Annotated in this window: 19 protein-coding genes; 12 read left to right on the plus strand and 7 right to left on the minus strand. The window is 63.2% G+C overall.

What is annotated here, in order from left to right; translation table 11 throughout:
- Positions 1–78: 78 nt before the first annotated feature.
- Positions 79–1,131, minus strand: coding sequence for a CobW family GTP-binding protein (locus AC04SH_RS05745; protein ID WP_488574285.1), 1,053 nt, complete (start codon positions 1,129–1,131; stop codon positions 79–81).
- Positions 1,132–1,564: 433 nt separating this feature from the next.
- On the opposite strand from AC04SH_RS05745, the gene AC04SH_RS05750 reads away from it, so the two are divergent.
- Entirely contained in the window at positions 1,565–2,035 is a 471-nt protein-coding gene (locus AC04SH_RS05750; RefSeq protein ID WP_112621551.1) for a MarR family winged helix-turn-helix transcriptional regulator, read from the plus strand.
- 15 nt (positions 2,036–2,050) lie between these two features.
- On the opposite strand, the gene AC04SH_RS05755 is transcribed toward AC04SH_RS05750, so the two are convergent.
- Positions 2,051–2,914 carry an AraC family transcriptional regulator gene (locus tag AC04SH_RS05755; protein ID WP_488574286.1) on the minus strand — a complete coding sequence of 288 codons (864 nt, stop codon included), beginning with the start codon at positions 2,912–2,914 and terminating at the stop codon, positions 2,051–2,053.
- A gap of 45 nt (positions 2,915–2,959) precedes the next feature.
- Here AC04SH_RS05755 and AC04SH_RS05760 point away from each other — a divergent pair, with 45 nt between their 5' ends.
- The 5 genes from AC04SH_RS05760 to AC04SH_RS05780 all read left to right on the plus strand — a co-directional run bounded on the left by AC04SH_RS05760 (position 2,960) and on the right by AC04SH_RS05780 (position 7,001).
- Positions 2,960–3,367, plus strand: a complete 408-nt coding sequence (locus tag AC04SH_RS05760; RefSeq protein WP_488574287.1) for a DUF2000 family protein — start codon at positions 2,960–2,962, stop codon at positions 3,365–3,367.
- Positions 3,368–3,552: 185 nt separating this feature from the next.
- Entirely contained in the window at positions 3,553–4,437 is an 885-nt protein-coding gene (locus tag AC04SH_RS05765; RefSeq protein WP_488574288.1) for a DMT family transporter, read from the plus strand.
- Positions 4,438–4,502: 65 nt separating this feature from the next.
- Positions 4,503–5,525, plus strand: a complete 1,023-nt coding sequence (locus AC04SH_RS05770) for a LacI family DNA-binding transcriptional regulator (RefSeq protein WP_142867994.1) — start codon at positions 4,503–4,505, stop codon at positions 5,523–5,525.
- Positions 5,522–6,505 (plus strand): 2-hydroxyacid dehydrogenase, encoded by a 984-nt coding sequence (locus AC04SH_RS05775; RefSeq protein WP_488574289.1) that lies wholly within the window; start codon positions 5,522–5,524, stop codon positions 6,503–6,505. Before AC04SH_RS05770 ends, AC04SH_RS05775 begins: the two co-directional genes overlap by 4 nt.
- 88 nt (positions 6,506–6,593) lie before the next feature.
- Positions 6,594–7,001 carry a hypothetical protein gene (locus AC04SH_RS05780; RefSeq protein ID WP_488574290.1) on the plus strand — a complete coding sequence of 136 codons (408 nt, stop codon included), beginning with the start codon at positions 6,594–6,596 and terminating at the stop codon, positions 6,999–7,001.
- A gap of 9 nt (positions 7,002–7,010) precedes the next feature.
- On the opposite strand, the gene AC04SH_RS05785 is transcribed toward AC04SH_RS05780, so the two are convergent.
- The gene (locus tag AC04SH_RS05785) at positions 7,011–7,784 is read right to left on the minus strand and encodes a gamma-glutamyl-gamma-aminobutyrate hydrolase family protein (RefSeq protein ID WP_192255070.1); all 774 of its coding nucleotides are present in this window, start codon (positions 7,782–7,784) and stop codon (positions 7,011–7,013) included.
- 296 nt (positions 7,785–8,080) lie between these two features.
- Between AC04SH_RS05785 and AC04SH_RS05790 the strand changes: the two genes are divergently transcribed.
- Entirely contained in the window at positions 8,081–9,190 is a 1,110-nt protein-coding gene (locus AC04SH_RS05790; protein WP_477231993.1) for a TRAP transporter substrate-binding protein, read from the plus strand.
- A 71-nt stretch (positions 9,191–9,261) separates the two neighbouring features.
- Here AC04SH_RS05790 and AC04SH_RS05795 read toward each other — a convergent pair whose 3' ends face one another.
- From AC04SH_RS05795 to AC04SH_RS05810, 4 genes are all read right to left on the minus strand, one after another.
- Positions 9,262–10,290, minus strand: coding sequence for a zinc-dependent alcohol dehydrogenase family protein (locus tag AC04SH_RS05795; protein WP_488574291.1), 1,029 nt, complete (start codon positions 10,288–10,290; stop codon positions 9,262–9,264).
- 81 nt (positions 10,291–10,371) lie between these two features.
- On the minus strand, positions 10,372–12,150 hold the full coding sequence (locus AC04SH_RS05800) for a TRAP transporter large permease (protein WP_488574292.1): 1,779 nt from the start codon (positions 12,148–12,150) through the stop codon (positions 10,372–10,374).
- Positions 12,147–12,752 carry a TRAP transporter small permease subunit gene (locus AC04SH_RS05805; RefSeq protein ID WP_203277661.1) on the minus strand — a complete coding sequence of 202 codons (606 nt, stop codon included), beginning with the start codon at positions 12,750–12,752 and terminating at the stop codon, positions 12,147–12,149. The genes AC04SH_RS05800 and AC04SH_RS05805 overlap by 4 nt, the downstream gene beginning before the upstream one ends.
- A 198-nt stretch (positions 12,753–12,950) precedes the next feature.
- On the minus strand, positions 12,951–13,856 hold the full coding sequence (locus tag AC04SH_RS05810; RefSeq protein WP_488574293.1) for a branched-chain amino acid ABC transporter permease: 906 nt from the start codon (positions 13,854–13,856) through the stop codon (positions 12,951–12,953).
- Positions 13,857–14,009: 153 nt separating this feature from the next.
- On the opposite strand from AC04SH_RS05810, the gene AC04SH_RS05815 reads away from it, so the two are divergent.
- The 5 genes from AC04SH_RS05815 to AC04SH_RS05835 all read left to right on the plus strand — a co-directional run bounded on the left by AC04SH_RS05815 (position 14,010) and on the right by AC04SH_RS05835 (position 22,227).
- A complete protein-coding gene (locus AC04SH_RS05815) occupies positions 14,010–14,621 on the plus strand; it encodes a CGNR zinc finger domain-containing protein (protein WP_488574294.1) in 612 nt (203 codons plus the stop codon).
- Positions 14,602–15,144 carry a hypothetical protein gene (locus tag AC04SH_RS05820; RefSeq protein ID WP_488574295.1) on the plus strand — a complete coding sequence of 181 codons (543 nt, stop codon included), beginning with the start codon at positions 14,602–14,604 and terminating at the stop codon, positions 15,142–15,144. The genes AC04SH_RS05815 and AC04SH_RS05820 overlap by 20 nt, the downstream gene beginning before the upstream one ends.
- A 220-nt stretch (positions 15,145–15,364) precedes the next feature.
- A complete protein-coding gene (locus AC04SH_RS05825) occupies positions 15,365–18,835 on the plus strand; it encodes an indolepyruvate ferredoxin oxidoreductase family protein (RefSeq protein ID WP_488574296.1) in 3,471 nt (1,156 codons plus the stop codon).
- Positions 18,836–18,971: 136 nt separating this feature from the next.
- Entirely contained in the window at positions 18,972–21,284 is a 2,313-nt protein-coding gene (locus AC04SH_RS05830) for a putative bifunctional diguanylate cyclase/phosphodiesterase (RefSeq protein WP_488574622.1), read from the plus strand.
- A gap of 175 nt (positions 21,285–21,459) precedes the next feature.
- Positions 21,460–22,227: an N-acyl amino acid synthase FeeM domain-containing protein gene (locus AC04SH_RS05835; protein ID WP_477232001.1), complete on the plus strand. Its 768-nt coding sequence runs from the start codon at positions 21,460–21,462 to the stop codon at positions 22,225–22,227.
- Positions 22,228–22,290 lie beyond the last annotated feature (63 nt).

Here is a 22,290-nt window from a genome sequence, read left to right on the forward strand (position 1 = left end):
CCGGCAGGCGGATGAGGGGCGGCGCCAACCGTGAGAACTGGAAGCGCCACGTTAGAGACGATTGCCTCTGCCAAATAATCAAGCCGCCTGGCAGGCGTCAAAGCTCTTCTTCAGCCGCTCGGCGTCGAGTTCCCTGCCTATGAACACCAGCCGGCTCTCGTGCTTTTCGCCATCCTTCCAGGCGCGCTGGTGGTCGCCTTCGATGATCATGTGCACGCCCTGGATGACATAGCGCTCGTCGTCGCCCTTGAGCGCGATGATGCCTTTCAGCCGCAGGATGTTGGGGCCCTCCATCTGGGTGACCTTCTCGATCCAGGGGAAGAATTTCTTCGGGTCCATCTCGCCGCCGCGCAGCGACACCGACTGCACCGTCACGTCGTGAATGTCGGAGGGGTGCGCGTGATCATGGTGATGATGATCGTGGCCGTCATGATCGTGGTGATCATGGTCATGGTGGTCGTGATCATGATCGTGCGCTTCGAGGAAATGCGGATCGTTCTCCAGGGCGCGCGACAGGTCGAACGCGCCGCGGTCGAGCACTTCGGACAGCGCCACGCCGGCGCGCGTGGTTCGGTGGATCCTGGCCGCCGGGTTGATGGCGCGGATGGTCGCTTCGACCTTGGCAAGTTCTTCGGGCGTGACCAGGTCGGTCTTGTTGAGCACGACGACATCGGCGAAGGCGATCTGGTCCTCGGCCTCCCTGGAATCCTTGAGCCTGAGCGGCAGATGCTTGGCGTCGACCAGCGCCACGACAGCGTCGAGCTTGGTCTTGGAGCGGACGTCGTCGTCCATGAAGAAGGTCTGCGCCACCGGCACGGGGTCGGCGAGCCCGGTGGTCTCGACGACGATAGCGTCGAAACGGCCGGGGCGGCGCATCAGGCCTTCGACGACGCGGATCAGGTCGCCGCGCACCGTGCAGCAGACGCAGCCATTGTTCATTTCGTAGATTTCCTCGTCGGATTCCACGATCAACTCGTTGTCGATGCCGATCTCGCCGAATTCATTGACGATGACAGCGTAACGCTTGCCGTGGTTTTCCGACAGGATGCGGTTGAGCAGGGTCGTCTTGCCGGCGCCGAGATAGCCGGTAAGGACGGTCACGGGGATCTGCGTCGTCTGTGCATCGCTCATGTCTTGCCTCGAATGACTGGGCCGCGAAATTCCGGGCCGCAAGAAGGGATTGTCGGCCTGATATAGGATGTGTGCCGGGTTTTTGCACGGGGCAAACCGCCTGGGCGTTTGACCCAGAGGGTGACGGAGCGGGTGGGTCGACCGAAACCTCCCCCGAACAGGCGGTGTGGTAGGGATGCCGACCATCCAGCGTGTCGCCTGAACGCCTCTTCGTTGACCTGTGCAGAGCCGCGCCGTCTCAACCCACTGCAATCGCCTTGGTGGAAACTCGTTTGTCATCTAACTGAAATAAACATCTGGCATCACCACGGTGGGCACCACAAATGCTTGCCGGCAAAGCTGTTTCGAAAGCCGGAATCTTTTTGATCGTCGATTGCCAACCGGCCGGCTGCGTCTATGCTGCACGCACCGGTACGGCCGAAGAGGGATCACCATGGCCAAGGCGGACAAGACTGCAACGATGAGCCGGCTGCATTCGGCGGCAAGGCTGGCAAGGACCGCGCTGGCGGCAAGGCTTCTGGCGCACGGCTTTTATGCCGGCCAGGACCAGATCATGCTGACGCTCGACCGCGAGGACGGCCAGACGCCCGGCAATCTCGCCGGCCGCCTCGGCGTGCGCCCGCCGACCATCACCAAGACCATCAACCGCTTGCAGGCGCAGGGTTTTCTGGAAAAGCGAGCCTCTTCTGCGGATGCCCGCCAGGCGCATATCTTCCTCACCGACACCGGCCGCGAAATCATCCACGCCATCGAGAAATCGGTGAAGAAGACGGAAAAGCAGGCGTTGAAAGGCCTCGACAAGAAAGAACAGAAGACGCTGTTCAAGCTGCTCGCCCGCATCGAAGCCAATCTGTCGAACGAAGAACTGGTGCTCGTCGATGACGAGACCGACATCGACGATTGATCAGCACGTCTTGAGCTAAGCCGCCACCGAAGGTCCGCGCACCAGTGCCGACCAGCGGCCGGGCGTCAGGCCGAATGCTTTCTTGAAATGCCTGTTGAAATGGCTCTGGTCGCTGAAGCCGGCGCCAACGGCGATCTCGGCCAGCGGCTCGCCCACCTCGATCATACGCCTTGCCTTTTGCAGCCGGCGCATCAGCAGGAAACGATGCGGGCTGGTGGAATAGGTCGCGCGGAAATGACGTGACAGCGCATAGCGGTTGAGCCCGGTGATCGCCTCCAGCTCGTCGGAACGGACTGCCCGCTCGGCATTCTCCTCGAGATAGTGTCGCGCCAGCGCCGCCGCATGCCAGGCCGTCTTTCCCATCGGCTTTGCCGACTGTCCGGCATGACGCCTGAGATGCTGCGCCAGCTCCGCAACGAAATCGGCGACGAACAGCTCGTCCAGTTCTTCGTCGAGCGGCGCCAAAGCCGACAGCAACGTGCCGCGCAAGGCGGGATCGCTGACCACGGCATCCCCGACGAAAGGCAGCGGCGCGCCGTCGAGGCAGTCGAGCAGCAGCGACGGCTCCAGGTAGAGGATCCGGTAGCGCAAGCCGTCCTCGGTGCCGGCGCCGCCATCGTGCACTTCGTCTGGATGCAGCACGATCACCTGGCCGGGCAGGCTGTGGTTCACGACGCCGCGATAGTGGAAGCGCTGCACACCGGAAAGCGTCACGCCGACGGCAAGCGTGTCGTGGCGGTGCAGGTCGAAGGCGTTGCCATGGAAATGCGCCTCAATGCGCTCGATGCCGGTGCTGCTCGGCGCTGAAACGATCCGGTCCTCATCCGCGCACGAACGTTCAAGACCTTGTGTCGCCTCACCGTTTAGACCCTGCGCCATCGCCTATCCTGCCCTTTGCGGGCCAACTCCGGAGTCCTCATTTTGGTGTTCGATACAAAATTTGCAATCGTGCTGAGGGACGATCTCGCGGGCTGGCAGAAGCTCAACGTCACCGCGTTCCTGACCAGCGGCATCGTCGCGCAATTCCCTGACATCATCGGCGAACCCTATCGCGACCGCGCCGGCAATCTCTACAATCCGCTGTCGATCCAGCCGGTCATCGTGCTCTCGGCCGATGGGTCGACGCTCAATGGCATCCACCGGAGGGCGCTGGAACGCGGCGTGACGACGTCAGCCTATGTCGAAGAGATGTTTGCAACCGGCTTTGATGCGGCCAACCGCGCCGTCTTTGCCGAATTCGCCCCGGAGGACGCAAGGATCGTCGGCATAGGGTTGCGTGCCGACAAGAAACTCGTCGACAAGATCACCAAGGGCGCCCGCATGCATGCCTAATTCGTAGGCAGTTGGGGTGCAGTGCGCTGAGCCTGTGCGCCGTGCCTGTTGTGCCAGTCGCTTTTGGCTTGCCGGGCACAGGCGATTGCCGCAAAGGTAGGCTTCTATCCTCCCTGCCCGGCCTGACATTGAACGTTCCCGCAAGATCAGACGAAAGCGCAACGCCGCCCGCGGCGATGCTGTTCATGCTTTCGACCTATGTGTTTTTCACCTTCCTCGACACGTCGAGCAAATACCTGGTGCTGGCCGGCGTCTCGGCGCTGATCGTGGCCTGGGCCCGCTTCACCGTCCATGTCCTGCTCGTCGGCGTCTTTCTGCGCGGCTGGCGCGAGCCGTCGCGGTTCCGCGCCAACAACCTGCCAGCCCATATCCTGCGCGGCGGGCTGCTGTTCGGCTCGACCATGTGCAACGTCATGGCGCTCAAGACCCTGCAACTGGCCGAAACCACCTCGATCTATTTCTTCGGTCCGATGGTGATCACCGCGCTTGCCGGACCGCTACTTGGCGAATGGGCGGGGTGGCGGCGCTGGCTGGCGATCCTGTCGGGCTTTGTCGGCGTGCTCGTCATCACAAGGCCGGGCGTCGGCGTTTTCGGCGTCGGACATCTCTTCGCGCTCGGCTCGATGCTGTCGAACAGTTTTTACGTCATCATGACGCGGCGCATGTCGGCCAGCGAAAGCTCGGAGAGCCTGATCCTGTTTTCGGCGCTGGCGCCGGCCGTGCTGCTTCTGCCCATGCTGCCGTTCTCGCACGCGCTGCCGCAGGATGGCTGGCACTGGTTCATCCTGGTGATGCTGGGCGTGTTCGGCGCCGGCGGCCACTGGATGCTGGTGCAGGCCTACCGCCTGGCGACCACCACGGCGCTCGCCCCGTACCCCTATTCGCAGATGGTCTGGATGATCCTGTCCGGCTGGATCATCTTCCACCAGTTCCCCGACCGCTGGACCCTGGTGGGTGCCGCCATCATCGTCGCCAGCGGCCTCTACATCATCCATCGCGAGCACCGTCTGCGGCTGCGCAATCGCACGACTGTCGACGTCGAGGCGGAGGCCCTGGCGAAAAAACTTTGATTTGCTCCGAATCCGATGGCATAACGCCGCATTTAAAAAATTTAAAAAACTCGGGGAGCGAAGGGCTGGCACAAAAGATCAAGCTTTCGACGATCGCGGATGCGCTTGGCGTGTCCACGGCCACGGTCTCCCTCGCATTGCGCGACAGCCCGCTGGTCGCCGGCGCCACGCGCGACCGCATCAAGGAACATGCGCGCGCCATCGGCTATATCTACAACCGCCGCGCTGCCTCGTTGCGCACCTCGCGTTCGGGTATTGTCGGCGTCGTTGTGCACGACATCATGAACCCGTTCTTTGCCGAGATCCTGCGCTCGATCGAGAGCGAGCTTGACCGCAGCCGGCAGACCTTCATCCTGTCCAACCATTACGACCAGCTGGAAAAGCAGCGCACCTTCATCGACACGCTGCTGCAGCTCGGCGCCGACGGCGTCATCATGTCGCCGGCCATCGGCACGCCGGCTTCCGACATCGTCATGGCAGAGGAAAACGGCCTGCCGGCGGTGCTGATCGCGCGCACCGTCGAGGGCGCCGACGTGCCGGTGTTCCGCGGCGACGATGCCTATGGCACAGCGCTTGCCACCAATCATTTGATCTCGCTCGGCCACAAGCGCATCGCCATGATCGGCGGCACCGACCAGACCTCGACCGGGCGCGACCGCTACCAGGGCTATCTCAACGCCATGGAGGCCGCCGGGCTGGAAGTCAGGCCGTCCTGGCGCATTGCCGGGCCGCGCACCAAGCAGGGCGGATTCGAGGCGGCTGGACAGTTTTTGGCGCTCAAAGACAAGCCAACCGCCGCCTGCTGCTGGAATGATCTCGTCGCCATCGGCCTGATGAACGGCATTGCCCGCGCAGGCCTGGTGCCGGGCGCCGATATCTCGGTCACCGGCTATGACGATCTCGAGGAGGCGGCAATCGCGACACCGGCACTCACCACCGTCTGGAACGGCCAGCGCGAGGTCGGCCGCCGCGCCGCCAGCGCGCTGCTCGACAAGTTGAATGGACAGGCGGTACGGCCGTCGCAGGAACTGATCAAGCCGGAACTGCATGTGCGCCAGTCGACCGGCAAGCCGGTGGAGCGTGTATGACCAAGGTCGAACAATTGAACTCCGTCGCCGTTCTGGTGCCGGGGCATTTCAACGACCATGCGGTCGAGCGCATCGACCGCACCTTCAGACGGGTCAAGATCGAACGCGCCGATCCCGCACTTGTCACCGACGAAATGCGCCGTGACGTGCGCGCCATTGCCTCCTTCGCCGGCGTCAATGCGGCATTGATGGATGCATTGCCCAAGCTCGAACTCATCGCCTCCTTCGGTGTCGGCTATGATTCGGTGGACGCCGTTCACGCGGCCAAGAAAAACATCATGGTCACCAACACGCCGGATGTTCTGACCGAAGAGGTCGCCGACACCACGATCGGCCTTCTGCTCAACACCGTGCGCGAATTGTACACGGCCGAGAAATGGCTGCGCGACGGCAGCTGGGTGAAGAAGGGCAACTATCCGCTGAGCCGGCTGACCTTGCGCGGCCGTCATGTCGGCATTTTCGGCATGGGCCGCATCGGTCTTGCCATTGCCCGGAGGCTGGAAGCCTTTGGGCTGCCGGTCGCCTACCACAACCGGCGCAAGGTCGAAGGCCTCGCCTACCAGTACCACCCGACGCTGAAAGGCCTTGCCGAAGCGGTCGATACGCTGATTTCCGTGGTGCCGGGCGGTGCTTCCACCGAGAAGGCGGTCAATGCCGAAATCCTGGCGGCGCTTGGCGCCAATGGCGTGTTCGTCAACATCGGCCGCGGCAGCACGGTTGATGAGCCGGCTCTTGCGACAGCGCTTGCCAACGGCACCATCGCCGCCGCCGGGCTCGACGTCTTTGCCGACGAACCGAATGTGCCCAAGGCCTTGCTCGAAGCGCCCAACACCTCGCTGTTGCCACATGTCGGTTCGGCCTCGCACCACACGCGCCGCGCCATGGCGGATCTGTGCGTCGACAATCTGGTGTCCTGGTTCAGCGAACGCCGGCCGCTGACCCCGGTACCGGAAACGGCCCATGTGAAGGCATCCGGTTAACGCCGGGGCGCTACGGCCACATTTATTAACGTCAGCTTAACCCTTCGAAATGATTATTCATCCAGGGTATGCGTGGATGAGTACCAGAATGAAGACACTTTCCGTATTGGTCGCCGCCGCCGCGCTGTTCGGCGGCGTTCAGCTGTTTCACGGTGGCGCTGGCCAAAGCGCTGCCGGTGAGGTCACCCGATCCACCAGCTTCAGGCTGGTCGCCAATGGCGACGAAGGCGACTGCGCTGTCACTCGCGGTGCCGCGATTAACGATGGCCTGTCGCTGTTGACGGTGGCGCCGAATTGCTGCCGGCTGCTGCCCGGCATCGAGCGGGCGAAGTTCTGGCGCGAAGAGCAGGACGGCACGGTGGCTTTCAGCACAGACGGCATCGACCCGATCGTCACCTTCTCGGTTGCCGACGGCGACGGTTACGAATCCTACGCTCCGGCCACGCCGCTGCTGTCGTTGGCGACAGCCGACAGTCCAGATCAATCCGGCAACTGATACGATCGATTATTCGGCCGCAGCCCGCGCGCCGGCTTTCGCCGCCGCATGCAGGCGCACCGCATCGCCAAAAGCGCGAAAAATCTTGGCCGAGTTGCTGTCCGACTTGACCCAATATTCGGGGTGCCACTGCACGCCCACGGCAAAGGCGCGGGCGTCCTTCACCGAAACTGCTTCGACCGTGCCGTCACCGGCGACAGCCTCGACCTGCAGTTTCGAGCCGAGCCGGTCGATCGCCTGACGGTGGAGCGAATTGACCTTGATGTCGCCGGCGCCGAACACACCGGCCAGGCAACTGCCCGGCTTGATCGAAATGGTCTGGTGGATGGCGAAACGTTCGTCCTGGTTGTCGCTCACCGGCGCGCGGTGGTCGAACGAGCCTTCGCGCTCCTGGATCTCGGTGCCGAGCGTGCCGCCCAGCGCCACGTTCAACTCCTGGATGCCGCGGCAGATGGCGAGCAGCGGTACGCCGCGCTCGATCGCCTTGCGGATCAGCGGGAGCGTGGTGGAATCGCGCGCCGGATCGTATGGGCCGTTGGCCTCGCTGGCGTCGCCGCCATAGAGCGAGGGATGCACGTTGGATTTCGAGCCGGTGACCATGACGCCGTCGACCGACGACAACAGCTCATCGAAATCGAGCCGGTCGCCGAAGGACGGCACGAGCAGCGGGAACACGCCGGCGCCGGAAAGTGCCGCCTCGATATATTGCTGCGGGGCGGCATGCCAGGTGTAGTTGTCGAACTGACGGACGTCGGTCGAGATGGCGACGAGCGGCTGGTGCATTTTGGGTCCAGATTCCCTTTTGGCGCGAAGCAATTAGCTATTGTGCCTGCAAAATAGGCGATCCGAAGGCGCTTTTCCATGGCAAGTTTCGTTGTCTCGCATGGGCCACGCCATAAACGTTAGACTATAGTTGCAGGCCGGGCGCCAAGCCTGCGGATTTGTCGCTGGTGCCGCCGTCAAATCCCGCTGCCACGCTGGACTCGACCCCTTGCCCGTGTATTGTTTCGGGCAAATCGATACCGGGGCGTGAGGAGATGTCCTGATATCGGTTTGTTGGTCCAATAGGGAGGAACTGCATGGATCGTCGTTCATTCATCCGCAAGGCAGGGGTCACCGGCGTGGGCGCCGCGGCGGCTGCCGCCACGCTTGCCGCGCCGGCAATCGCCCAGTCCAATCCGAAAGTGACGTGGCGGCTGGCGTCATCCTTCCCGAAATCGCTCGACACGATCTATGGCGGCGCGGAAGTCTTCTCCAAGATGCTGTCGGAGGCGACCGACGGCAATTTCCAGGTCCAGGTATTTGCCTCCGGCGAACTGGTGCCCGGCCTGCAGGCCGCCGACGCCACCACTGCCGGCACCGTCGAGGCCTGCCACACGGTGTCATACTATTACTGGGGCAAGGACCCGACATGGGCGCTCGGCGCGGCGGTGCCGTTCTCGCTCAATGCACGCGGCATGAACGCCTGGCATTACCATGGCGGCGGCATCGACCTGTTCAACGAGTTCCTCGCCACGCAAGGTCTTTTCGGCCTGCCCGGCGGCAACACCGGCGTGCAGATGGGCGGCTGGTTCCGCAAGGAGATCAACACCGTCGCCGACCTGTCCGGCCTCAAGATGCGCATTGGCGGCTTTGCCGGCAAAGTTGTCTCGAAGCTCGGCGTCGTGCCGCAGCAGATCGCCGGCGGCGACATCTATCCGGCGCTGGAAAAAGGCACGATCGACGCCGCCGAATGGGTCGGCCCCTATGACGACGAGAAGCTCGGCTTCTACAAGGTCGCGCCCTACTACTACTATCCCGGCTGGTGGGAAGGTGGACCGACCGTCCATCTCTTGTTCAACAAGGCCAAGTACGAAGAGCTGTCGCCTGCCTACAAGTCGCTGGTGCACACCGCCGCGCAGGCGGCGGACGCCAACATGCTGCAGAAATACGACCATCTCAATCCTGCGGCGGTGAAGCGGCTGGTGGCGGGCGGCGCCAAGCTCAGACCGTTCAGCCAGGACATCATGGCCGCCTGTTTCGAGAAGGCCAATGAAGTCTACGCCGAAATGGAAGCCAGCAACGCACCGTTCAAGAAGATCTGGGACTCGATCAAGGGCTTCCGCAAGGAGCACTATCTCTGGGCCCAGGTGGCCGAATACAATTACGACACCTTCATGATGGTCCAGCAGCGCAACGGCAAGCTGTAGGCGATCTGGCCACGTTCAAAGGACCCCGGGCGGCTCCGCCCGGGGTTTTTCTTTGCCTGATGCCGAGCGGCTCAACCCTTGCCCGGCACCACCAGCACCTTGACCTCGCCGGGCGCGGCCGGGTTGGCGATCACAGAGGGGGCTTCCTCCAGGCCGACCTGCCTTGAGATGAGCTTGTCGATCTCGATCGCCCCGGACGCGACAAGGTCCGCCGCCCGCCTGTGGGTGAAGGGGTTGATGAACGAGCCGAGAACCTTCAGTTCGCGAAACAAGAGGTCGAACGGTTCGAAGGGCACCTTCATGCCTTGCGGCATCACGCCGACAATCACCACCGTGCCACCGGACTTCGCCAGCCGCATCGATTGTTCGACGGTGTCGGGGACACCGGCGCATTCGAGCACCACATCGACCCCACCGGGCACAAGGCCGGCCGGGCCGACGATGGCCTCGATCGGGTCAACGGTACTTGGGTCGACCGTCGCCGTTGCACCGAGTTCTTCGGCGAGCACCCGGCGGGAGGCCTGCCGCGTCGACAGGATGATTGTCGACGCTCCTGCGAGCCTGACCAATTGCACAGTAAGCAGGCCGATCACGCCGCCACCAAGCACCACCACAGAAGCGCCGGGCCTGATGCCGGCGAGGTCAACAGCATGCAGGCAGCACGCCAGCGGCTCGCAGAAGGCGCCATGCGTTGGCTTGAGGTTCGCAGGCAGAAGGAAAGCCTGGCTCTGCGGCATCACGACATAGTCGGCGAAGCCGCCGTCGCGATGGATGCCGATGGCCCTGAGATTGCTGCACAAATTGACGCGGCCGACCCGGCAATGGCTGCAGCGCCCGCAGGAGATGTTGGGGTCGCCGGTAACGCGGTCACCCACCGCGATGCCGGAAACCGCTTCTCCGACAGCCTCGACGATGCCGCAGAATTCGTGGCCAAGTGTAACCGGCGGGCTCGAAGGGAATTCGCCGTGGAGGAGATGACGGTCGGTGCCGCAAACGCCGCAGGCTTCGATGCGCACCAGGACATCCTGCGGTCCCGCAACAGGCTTGTCGACTTCCCGCAGCGCAATGCTGCCCACGGCTTCCAGGCGCACGGCTCTCATGACGTCCTCACTCAGAGCAATTCCAGGAAAAGTGTAAGCGGTTTCCGTCCGGAATTGCGTCAAAACAAACAGATAAAGCCATCAGTTGAAATTCGGCGGCTGAGACAGGTCGGTCGCCGGCGCCGCCGGCTTGGCGGGTGGCGTCTCGCCGAAGTTCGGCGGTTGCGACAAATCGTTCGACGATGGCGCCGCGGGTGATGCGCCACCATCGGCCGGCGGTTGTGTGCCGAGAGGCGCAAGGCCTGGCATGTCCGGCAACTTGAGCTCGATCGTACCCGGATCGACGGCCGCACCCTTGTAGCGCATTACCATTTGCGGGAAGGTGATGGTCAGCCCGATCATGATCACCTGGATACAGACGAAGGGCACCGCGCCCCAATAGATCTGGCCGGTGGTTACCGGCGCGATCTGCTTGCCGGTGAGGCGGTCGAGATAGGGCACGCGGGCGGCGACAGAGCGCAGGTAGAACAATGCAAAGCCGAAAGGCGGGTGCATGAAGGAGGTCTGCATGTTGACGCCGAGCAGCACGCCGAACCAGATCAGGTCGATGCCGAGCTTGTCGGCGGCCGGCGCCAGCAGCGGCACGATGATGAAGGCGAGCTCGAAGAAGTCGAGGAAGAAGGCGAGCACGAAGACCAGGATGTTGACGCCGATCAGGAAGCCGACCTCGCCGCCCGGCAGCGACGTCAGCAAATGCTCGACCCAGACGTGGCCGTTGACACCGTAGAAGGTGAGCGAGAACACCCGCGCGCCGATCAGGATGAACAGCACGAAGGACGACAGCCGCGTCGTCGACGCGAGCGCCTGCTTGATGACATCCAGCGACAGCCGCCCCTTCATCGCGGCCATGGCAAGGGCGCCGACCGCGCCCATGGCGCCGCCCTCCGTCGGGGTGGCGATGCCGAGAAAGATGGTGCCCAGCACCAGGAAGATCAGCGCCAGAGGCGGGATCAAAACGATGATCACCTGCTGCGCCAGCCTGGACATCATGTTGATGTTCAGGCCCTTGTCGGCGATTGCCACAATGTAGATCAGGATCACGCCAACGCTGGCGCCGAGGATGTCGGCATTGTCGCCATGCGCCGGCGCGAGATAGCGGTAGGCAGCGTAGGAGACCGCTGTTGTCACCAGCAGCGCCGCCAACAGCGACAGCACGCCGTGGCCGAGAGTGCGGGCCGCCAGCGGCAGCGCCGGCATGGAGTTCGGCCGGACGATCGACATGATCAGGATGTAGAGCGTGTAAAGGCCGGTCAGGACCAGGCCCGGGATCAGCGCGCCGGCATACATGTCGCCGACCGAGCGGCCGAGCTGGTCGGCCAGAACGATCAGCACCAGCGAGGGCGGAATGATTTGCGCCAGCGTGCCGGATGCCGCAATCACGCCCGATGCCAGCCGTCGGTCATAGCCATAGCGGAGCATGATCGGCAGCGAGATCAGCCCCATGGCGATGACGGACGCCGCCACCACGCCGGTGGTTGCGGCCAGCAGCGCGCCGACGAAGATCACCGCATAGGCGAGACCGCCGCGGATCGGCCCGAACAGCTGGCCGATCGTGTCGAGCAGGTCTTCCGCCATGCCGGATCGTTCGAGCACGATGCCCATGAAGGTGAAGAACGGAATGGCCAACAGCGTGTCGTTCGACATCACCCGGCTGCCGTAGAAATTGTCGGGCAGCGCGTGCAGCAGCGGCCAGGCCAGATTGATCGAGCCGCCCGAATAGGGCGACAGCAGGACGCCGATGAAGAAGAACATCAGGCCGTTTGCGGCGAGCGAGAAAGCGACGGGGTAGCCGATCAGCAGGAAGATGACCAGCGAGGCGAACATGATTGGCGCCATGTTCTGGGCGATGAACTCGATCATGGGCGCGCCTCCTGGGCGAGCGCCTTGGCTTCTTCAGCAAGGGCTTTCGCCTCGAGCTCGGCCTGCTCATGCGCCGATATGAACGGATTGGGATCGTCCATGTCGCCGCGCATGATGGCGATCTTCTTGATGATCTCGGAGATGCCCTGCAGCGCCAGCAGGAAGAAGCCGACGAGCAGGATCGCCTTGGCCGGCCAGATGATCAGGCCGCCGGAATTGTTCGACATTTCGCCGCTGCGGAACGACAGCGATACATAGGGAACGAAATAGATAACCATCAGCGTCACGAACGGCATCAGGAAGAACAGATGGCCGAGCAGGTCGATCCAGTGCTGTACGCGGCGCGAGAACATGCCGTAGACGATGTCGATGCGGATATGGTCGTTCTGCTTCAGCGTGTAGGCTGCGGCCAGCATGAAGGCGGCGCCGAACAGGTACCACTGCAGTTCCAGCCAGGCATTGGACGAGATGTCGAACATCTTGCGGATGACGGCATTGGCGGCGCTGACCAGGATTGCCAGGAGGATCAGCCACGATATCCATCTGCCGATGAACTCGTTCATACGGTCAATCGTTCTGGATAGAGCGAGCAGCCCTGCCATGCATTCCTCCCTTATGTCGAAGGCGCGCCGGCTCCCCTTATTTTCCGTCGCGCCGCTGTGGCCCAACGGTATGCCGTGCGTGGTTCGGCGGGTCAACATGGCAGGGGCGCGATCAACGCCGTTGTGACTTGAGGCAGGGGATAAAGTGCCGGCCGGCTGCTGCGTCATGCAACCAAAGTCTGATGCCGGATGCGGCGATCAGGCGATCTTCTGCTGGTCGCGGCCGGGACCGATCAGCACGAGTGCTGCGACCAGGAACAGATACATCCAGCCATCGCGCCATTCGATCGGGAAATAGCCGGCCCATAACGACTCCGCCATGCCGAAGGCGGCCGCGCCGAGCGCCGCGCGCGGCGGCGAGAGATAGCCGCCCACCGCGGTGACGAAGAGGATTTTCAGCCCATAGACGAGGCCGGAGCCGAAGCTGATGTTGCCGTAGTAGAGGCCGGCCATGACGCCGGCCAGCGCGGCGCAGAAGCCGCTAAACAGCACCGCATGCCGGAACACGCTGCGCACATCCACACCGCACAAGGCTGCCGTGTGGGGATCGTCGGAGACGGCGCGCCAGCGGCGGCCGAAGCCCGAGCGGGCAAACGCCCATGCGGCGAGGATGATTGCCGTCAGGACAATCGCGCAGTCGATGAGCTGGATCAGCGTCAGCGTCGCCTTGAAGCTGGTGTCCTGAGCAAAAACAATGGGTTGCGCCAACATCGGCGGCAGCCACCAGTCATGCGTATCGGCGGCAATGCGGCTTGCTTCCGACAGCACCAGCAGGATGCCGAGGGTCGTCACCACGATCGCATTGGGCGTTCGGTAGGCCAGCGGTTCGAAGACGCTGCGCGACAGCACATGGCTGATCAGCGCGGCATAGAGGAAAGCGGTGACGACGCCGAGCACCACCGCCGCCAGCAAGGTCAGCCACAATACCTGATAACCGAAGGCCACGGTCAGGATCATCGTCTGGCCGCAAAAGGCGAACAGTGCACCATAGGCGAGATTGGTCCGGTGCAGGATGCCGTTGGTCAGCACGTAGCCAAAGGCGAGCAGCGCATAGAGCGCGCCTGAATGCAGCCCGTTCAGCACCTGCTGGAAGAAATAGAGCATAGACAGACCTCAGAGCATGTCGCCCAAAAGTGCAAAGCGGTTTTTGGGGCGACGACATGCTCAAACAAAAAGGCAGCGGAGGCCGCGCCCGGGCCAAGGTTTGCATCGTGGAATCTAACTTGTCAAACGCGATTTATCGGTTAGATTTCTGACATGACGGTATCCTGGACCCCGCATCGCTTCACCGGCGGCATGCTTGCGCTCGACACGGCCAACACCGTGGTGCTGCGCAACGATCCCGAAAAAACCTTCGACCGGTTTGCCGATCCGGCCGAGATCGCGCGCTTTGCCGAGGCCGCCAGCGGCTTTCGCGGCGCCGAGCTTGGCGGCAGGCGGCTGGAAGCGCCGTCGCCGAACAGGATCGCGCCGGTGGTGCTTTCGATCCGTGAGACGACCGACCGCCTGTTTCGCGGCGCGGTGTCGAAAGGTGTGCTTGCCGCCAACGATCTGGCTGTCTTTCTCAAGGCTTGCGCCGGCGGTCTTGAGCGCAGCCCAGATGAAATCGGCGCGCCGGGCAAGCCGTTCGGCGATCCGGCGACACCGATCGCCTTTGAGGCGGCGCTGGCGGTTTCAGCCTTGTCGCTGCTGCGCGACGACACGGTTGCCAGGCTCAGGATCTGTCCCAATTGCAGCTGGCTGTTCGTCGACAGAAGCCGCAATTCCAGCCGCCTCTGGTGCGACATGGCGGTGTGCGGCAACCGCCAGAAAGCAAGCCGTCACTATCGCCGCCGCCGCACGGCGGCTCATGAGGTCAAGAATGCGTAGTGGTTTCTTCCGCTCGATCCTTGTCGGCGCAGCACTCATTGCCGCCGTTGCGCTCGGCGCCTGCCGCGACACCGGCGGCGATGGCAAGCTGTTCGAGGTTTCCGGCAAGGTCGTGGTCTTCAACTACCGTCTCGCCCGGGCGACCTATGTCGTGACGCTGCGGCCCCTGCAGCCGATGGGCGAGGGCCAGGTGGCGGTCGCCAGCTTCCAGAACCCCGCCGGCGGCCCTCCCCTGGTGGTCGAGCAGAAGGTCTGGCCGAAGCTCGACAAGGTCAGCCTGGAAAGCCCGGCGCTGACCTGTATCGTCAAGGACAAGCCCTATGCGATCTCCATCAGCATCAGGGGTCCTGACGGCACGTTCCTGCAGAAGATCGACACCACGCTGATCTCGACGGAAGACCAGTCGATCCTGCCCGACCGGCCGCTGGTGGTTGATCAGCTCTATACGGCCAATCCCGACCTTGCCGGCCATCCCGACGGCAAGCTGCCGGGCGAGCCCAAGCCTGATTGCTCGAAAGGCTGACGTGTCTTTGCCCGACGCGACTCAGTAGAAATTTTCGGTCGCCGCACAGCCGCTGAGGATCGGTTTCGTGCGGGAGCAGCGATAACGGGCGACCGTTCATTGCGCTTTGCCTGGCACTTTCGATTTCGTTTGACCTGCCTTGCAAGCGGAGAAAGACTGCGCCATCTCACTCCTACGTTGGCCGCGCCCCCCGCCGTCGCCTCCGCAGAGGAAATGCCTGATGACGCTGCACAACGTCGCGCTCGACGACAAGTTCGATCTTGGCAAGGAGCGCATCTTCCTGTCCGGCGCGCAGGCGGTCATACGCATGCTGTTGATGCAGCGCGAGCGCGACCGCCGCGCCGGCCTCAACACGGCTGGCTTCGTTTCCGGCTACCGCGGCTCACCGCTCGGTGGCCTGGACATGCAGCTGTGGCGAGCGAAAAAACAGCTGGCGCAGGCCGATATCGTCTTCCAACCCGGCCTCAACGAGGAGCTTGCCGCCACCGCCTGCTGGGGTTCGCAGCAGACGGAATTGCTGGGCGAAGGCAGGCATGACGGGGTGTTTTCGGTCTGGTACGGCAAGGGGCCGGGCGTCGACCGTTCGGGAGATGTCTTCCGCCACGCCAACCTCGCGGGATCGTCGAAGCATGGCGGCGTGCTCGCCTTGATGGGCGACGACCATATGGCCGAATCCTCGACCAACGCGCACGCCACCGAATTCCTGTTCGTCGACACCATGGTGCCGATCCTCAACCCGGCCGGTGTCCAGGAGATCATCGATTACGGTCTCTACGGCTTTGCCATGTCGCGTTTTGCCGGCACATGGGCGGCGATCAAATGCGTCAAGGACAACATCGAATCGACCGCCTCCGTCGATGCCGCGCTCGAACGGCTGAACATCGTCGTACCGGAGTTCGACATGCCGCCCGGCGGTCTCAACATCCGCCATGAGATCGACATGCTCGGCCAGGAGGAGCGGCTGCATGAGCACAAGCGCGCCGCCGCGTCCGCCTTCATCCACGCCAACGGGCTGAACCGCATCGTCTATTCCGGCGGCCGCAGCCCGAAGCTCGGCATCATCACGCTGGGCAAGAGCTATCTCGATGTCCGCCAGGCGCTGGAAGACATCGGCGTCGACGAGGCCGCCGCCAACCGCATCGGCATCCGCCTGTTCAAGGTCGGCTGTCCGTGGCCGCTCGACCTGCAGCATATCTCCGAATTCGCCCGTGGCCTCGACACCATCGTTGTCGTCGAGGAGAAGCGCTCGCTGATCGAGGTGCAGTTGCGCGAGAACCTCTACGGCACCGCCACCCAGCCGGCCATCGTCGGCAAGAAGGACGAGCGCGGCGACTGGCTGTTCCCGGCCAAGGGCGCGCTCGACCCCAACGAGATCGCCATTGCCCTGGGCGAGCGGATTCTGCGCACCATCGGTCCCTCGGAAGAGATCGCCGCGAAGGTGGCGAAGCTGCGCCAGTTCCAGGCGATGCTTGCCGATGCCAGCGATATTGGTTCGCGCACGCCGTTCTTCTGCTCCGGCTGCCCGCACAATTCCTCGACCAAGGTGCCCGACGGCTCGATCGGTGCCGCCGGCATCGGCTGCCACTTCATGGCACTGTGGATGGATCGCAACACGGTCAGCTTCACCGCCATGGGCGGCGAGGGCGCGCAATGGGTCGGCCAGGCGCCGTTCTCCAAGCGCAGCCACATTTTCCAGAATCTCGGCGACGGCACCTACAACCACTCCGGCACGCTGGCGATCCGCTTCGCGCTGTCGACCGACGCCAACATCACCTACAAGATCCTCTACAACGACGCCGTCGCCATGACCGGCGGCCAGCCGCATGAGGGTGGCCTGACGGTGGACATGATCGCCAGGCAAGTGCGTGCCGAAGGCGTCGAGCGCATCGCCATCGTCACCGACGAACCGGACAAATATGCCGGCAAGGCCGAATTCCCGGCCGGCGCCACCATCCATCACCGCGACGACCTCGATCTCGTCCAGCGCGAGCTGCGCGACGTCAAAGGCGTCTCGGTGCTGCTCTACGACCAGACCTGTGCGGCCGAAAAACGCCGTCGCCGCAAGCGTGGCACCTTCCCCGACCCCGACAAGCGGGTGTTCATCAACGAGCTGGTCTGCGAGGGCTGCGGCGATTGCGGCGTGCAGTCGAACTGCGTCTCGATCCAACCGGTCGAGACCGAGTTCGGCCGCAAGCGCAGAATAGACCAGTCGAGCTGCAACAAGGATTTCTCCTGCGTCAACGGCTTCTGCCCGTCCTTCGTCACCGTGCACGGCGCCAAGATCCGCAAGGCTGAAGGCATTGCCGGGCGGACCGATCCGCTCGACGGCGTGCCGGTCCCGGCTGAATTCCCGCTTGGCAACGAGGGCTGGGCGGCGATCATCGACGGCGTCGGCGGCACCGGTGTCGTCACCATCGGCGCGGTGCTCGGCATGGCCGCCCATCTCGAGGACAAGGGCTGCGGCATGATCGACATGGCCGGCCTCGCCCAGAAGGGCGGTTCGGTGTTCACCCATGTCCGCATCGCCCGCACCCCGGACGATATCCATGCCATCCGCGTTTCGGCAGGCAAGGCCGACCTGGTGCTGGGCTGCGACCTCGTTGTGTCCGGCGCCAAGAAGGTGCTTGGCGCGGTGCGGGAAGGCCATACCATCTTCCTTGCCAACACCGCCGAGATCATGCCCGGCGAATTCGCCCGCTCGGCGGATTTCTCGCTGCCGATCGAGCGGCTGAAGAAGGCGATCCGCGCTGCCGCCGGCGACGACAAGGCGCATTTCTTCGACGCGACGCGAACCGCCACGCAACTGTTCGGCAATTCGCTCGGTGCCAACATGTTCATGCTCGGCTTCGCTTTCCAGCATGGCGGGCTGCCGCTGTCGGCCGAAGCCGTTGAAAAGGCTATCGAATTGAACGGCGAAGCGGTGGCGATGAACATCGCCGCATTCCGCTGGGGCCGTCGCGCCGCGCATCAGCCGGAGTTCGTGCGCGGCCTCATTGCGCAGCCCGGCAAGGCCGCGCCGATCGCCGAGACGCTGGACGATGTGATCACTCGCCGTGTCGCTTTCCTCACCGCCTATCAGAACGCCGCCTATGGCCGGCGCTATGCCGAAAAGCTGGCGGTTTTGCGTGCCGCCGAGGCAAAGGCCGTGCCCGGCTCGACCGCGGTGACCGAGGCTGCCGCCAAAAACCTGTTCAAGCTGATGGCGATCAAGGACGAATATGAGGTGGCGCGGCTCTACACCGACGGCTCCTTCGCCACGGAACTGTCAAAGCAGTTCCAGAGCTACGAAAAACTCGAATTTCATCTTGCGCCTCCCATCATGGGCAGGCGCGGCAATGACGGCAAGCCGAAGAAATCAAACTTCGGGCCGTGGATGATGAAGGGTTTTCGTTTGCTGGCGGCGCTGAAAGGCCTGCGCAGCACGGCTTTCGATGTGTTCGGCTACAGCGCCGAGCGGCGCATGGAGCGACAGCTTCTGGCCCGCTATGAGGCCGATCTCGAGCTTGTCGCGGCAGCACTTGCCCCAGGCAGGATCGAGGCCGCCGTGGCGCTGGCCTCGGTGCCGGCGCTCATTCGCGGCTACGGCCATGTCAGGCAGGCCAGCGCCGAAAAGGCCGATGGCGAGCGCAAAAGGCTTGTCGAGCGGCTGGCCAACACGCCGGCGCGGCCTGAACTTCAGGCCGCGGAGTGACGCCTTGTTTACCTGAACAAGAATTTTCGCGGTTTACGCCGGGACAGCCGACTTGACGGCAGACGCCGAAACGGCATCTCTAAACCTTTCTTAAGGCGATTATGCCATGACTGCGGCTCGTGCGACACCGCAGGCCATGCAAGAAAACAAAGCCGCAGAGATAGGTGAGGACGTCTATGCTGGGTTCGTGCGATCGTTGTTCAACGATCCCGGGATCCTGCTGATTGGCGCGTTTTGCCACGGCCTTATCGGTATTCTCGTTTTCTTCACCTCAGGGCACCCGGCCTATCTTGCACTGGCTGCGCTTATGCTTGCCGCCGGCCTTTACCGTTATTACGGCATCCGCAAAGGCCTGCGCGTCGGCAGTTTCGAGACTTATGAACAGGCCAAGAAATGGGAGCGCTACTACCTGGTTGGCGGCACCATCCAGGCCTTCTTCATGGGGTTTTTCTGCTTTACCTCAATCTATCTCGTTCCCGACGTCTTCGGGGAAAGCGCTGCCATTGCCGTCATAATGGGCTCGACGGTGACCATCGTCGGCCGCAATTACGGCTCCAAGACCATGGTCGCGGTGCAGGCCTTCACAGTCGTGCTGCCGATCGCGGTCGGGCTGATGCTCAAGGGCCATATCGGCGATTTCATCCTCGGCCTCTACATCGTGCCGTTCATCTTCATCATCACCCGCATGGCCAGCCACGTTCGCACGGTGCTGTTCAACGCCATTTCGGAGCGAAAGACGGCCGCCAGGCTCGCCGAGCGCTTCAACCGCGCGCTCAACACCATGTCGCATGGCCTGGTCATGCTCGGCCCCGACGGCAAGGTCGTCGTCGGCAATGCCGAAGCCGCGCATCTGATGTCGCTGCGCTCGCCGGACCAGCTGCTCGGCCGGTCGATCCATTCCCTGCTGCTGCGCGGCGTCGCCGGCGGCATGCTGGCGCCGAAGGACTGCCGCTATGTCGAGGCGCAGCTGACGCGCGCGCTGCGCGAGGGTCGCGACCGCAAGGTGCTGGTCTCCTTCTCCAATGGCCAGTACTTCGAGTTCTCGGCGCGCGAAGGCAATCAGGACCTCGGCGTCATCACCTTCGAGGACGTCACCGCCCGCGTCGAGGCGGAAGAAAAGATCCGCTTCATGGCGCGCTATGACAGCCTTACCGGCCTGCCGAACCGCGCCTATTTCCATGAGCTGGTCGGCGAAGCCATGGCGTCGGGCAGCCGCGACCGCCTGTGCGCGCTGGCGGTGATTGATCTCGACGATTTCAAGAGCGTCAACGACACGCTCGGCCATCCGGTTGGCGATGGGCTGATCTACGCCGTTGCCGAACGCCTGGCGGCCGTCGCCGGGCAAGGTGTCAATGTCAGCCGCTTCGGTGGCGACGAGTTCATGATCTTCTTCGACCGGGTCGAGGATGAAAGCCATCTGGCCGGCCTGCTCGACCAGATTTTCGCCGATCTGCAGGGCGAGGTGGATGTCGCCGGCCACGGCCTGCGCATCCAGGCCAGCGCCGGTGCTGTGCTGTCCAAGGTCGAGGACACCGATGTCGACGCCATGATCGTCAAGGCCGATCTGGCGCTCTACAAGGCCAAGGAGCTCGGCAAGAACAACTGGCGGCTGTTCGAGGCCGCGATGGATGCGGCGTTCCGCAACCGCCAGCTGATGAAGGCGGACCTGCGCACCGCCGTTGAAGGCAAGGCGCTGCGGGTGGTCTATCAGCCGATCGTGGCGATGAGCACCATGCGCATCGCCAGCTGCGAGGCGCTGTGCCGATGGGATCATCCCGATCTCGGGCCGGTTTCGCCCAGCGTCTTCATTCCGCTGGCCGAAGAAATGGGCATCATTTCCGAGATCAGCACGTTCGTGCTCGAGGCGGCCTGCGTCGAATGCGCCAAATGGCCCGGCCAGACCAGCGTCTCGGTCAACCTTTCGGCCAAGGATTTCCGCAACCGCGACGTCGTCCAGAAGGTGCGCGATGCCCTTGCCAGTTCGGGGCTGGCCGCCGGCCGTCTCGAGATCGAAGTCACCGAAACCGCCCTGCTCGACGACAAGTCACTGACGCGCCAGTATATCGAGGAGATGAAGCAGCTTGGCGTGCGCATTGCGCTCGACGATTTCGGCACCGGCTATTCGAGCCTGAGCTATCTCCACAAGCTGCCGCTCGACAAGATCAAAATCGACCGTTCGTTCCTGATGGACGTGACCCAGAACAAGCGTTCGCTTGACCTGTTGAAGGGCGTCGTCGACCTGACCCGGGTGCTCGGGCTGACCGTCACCATCGAAGGCGTGGAAACCTTCGAGCAGCTAAAGATCCTGGTGCATTCGGTGAAGCCGGATCTCGTCCAGGGCTTCCTGTTCGGCGCGGCACTGAGCGCGTCGGGCATCGAAACCATGTCTAATGTGACCTGGCCCTTCGCCGCGGAATTGCGGCCGGTGGCAAAACTCGCCAAACCCTGAATTTTGTCGCGATTAAATTGCGCTTGAAACGCCGATTTAAAAGGCGTTGTATTGTCTAGGCGTTAACCAATCGTTAAGGTTAATATTCGGTAAACGCAGACGATTTAAGTTTCATCTTCTTGTTCCTTCGGTCGTCCGGTATTGTTCTCGTGCGGCGGTGGTACGAGGGGAAGTAATGGACACGCATCAGTCAGGCCTGCCTTCGGGTGCGGCAGGCAAATCCCAGCCGATTTCCCTGTTCGCCCGCAATGTACTCGACGTTCTGGAGCGCATCGAATACCGGCGCTGCGAAAGCGGCGAGGATCTCGAAGCAGTCTACCGACTGCGCTACAAGGCTTTTCACACGCACGGCCTGCTTGACACCATCGTTGAACAGAAGCTTGCCGATCATCTTGACGAGGCGCGCAATTGCTACTGCTTCGGCGTCTTCATGGACGGCGAGCTCGTCAGCACGGTCAGGCTCCATCACCTGACCCGCGAGACCCCCGAAGCGCCGATCATGACGGTTTTCGGCGACCGGCTGCTGCTGCGGCTGGCGCGCGGCGAAACCTTCATCGACCCGAGCCGGCTGGCGATCGATCCGCAAATGTCGTCGGCCAACCGGGCCCTGCCCTATGTCACGCTGCGGCTCGCAGTCATCGCCAACACCTTCTTCAACGCCACCAGCTGCATTTCGATGATCCGCGAAGAGCACACGGCGTTCTACCATCGCATCTTCGGCTCGGTGCAGGTCGGCGAGCCGCGCCTCTATCCGCCTTTCACCATGCCGATCTTCTTCTATGAATCGATCTGCGAGCAGAATATGGCGCCGACGCTGCAGCGCTTCCCCTTCTTCCAGTCGACGGCGCTGGAGCGGCGCATGCTGTTTGCCAAGGCGCCAGCCGGCGAGCTGGCACCGCTGACCATCCTGCCCACAGCCAAATATTTCCGCGAAGCTGCGTAATCAGCCGAGCCTGCGCAATTTGGCGCGCGGTGTGAGGAGCTTTCCGGTCGCTTGGGCGTTCTG

Source organism: Mesorhizobium sp. CNPSo 4688 (assembly GCF_057784295.1).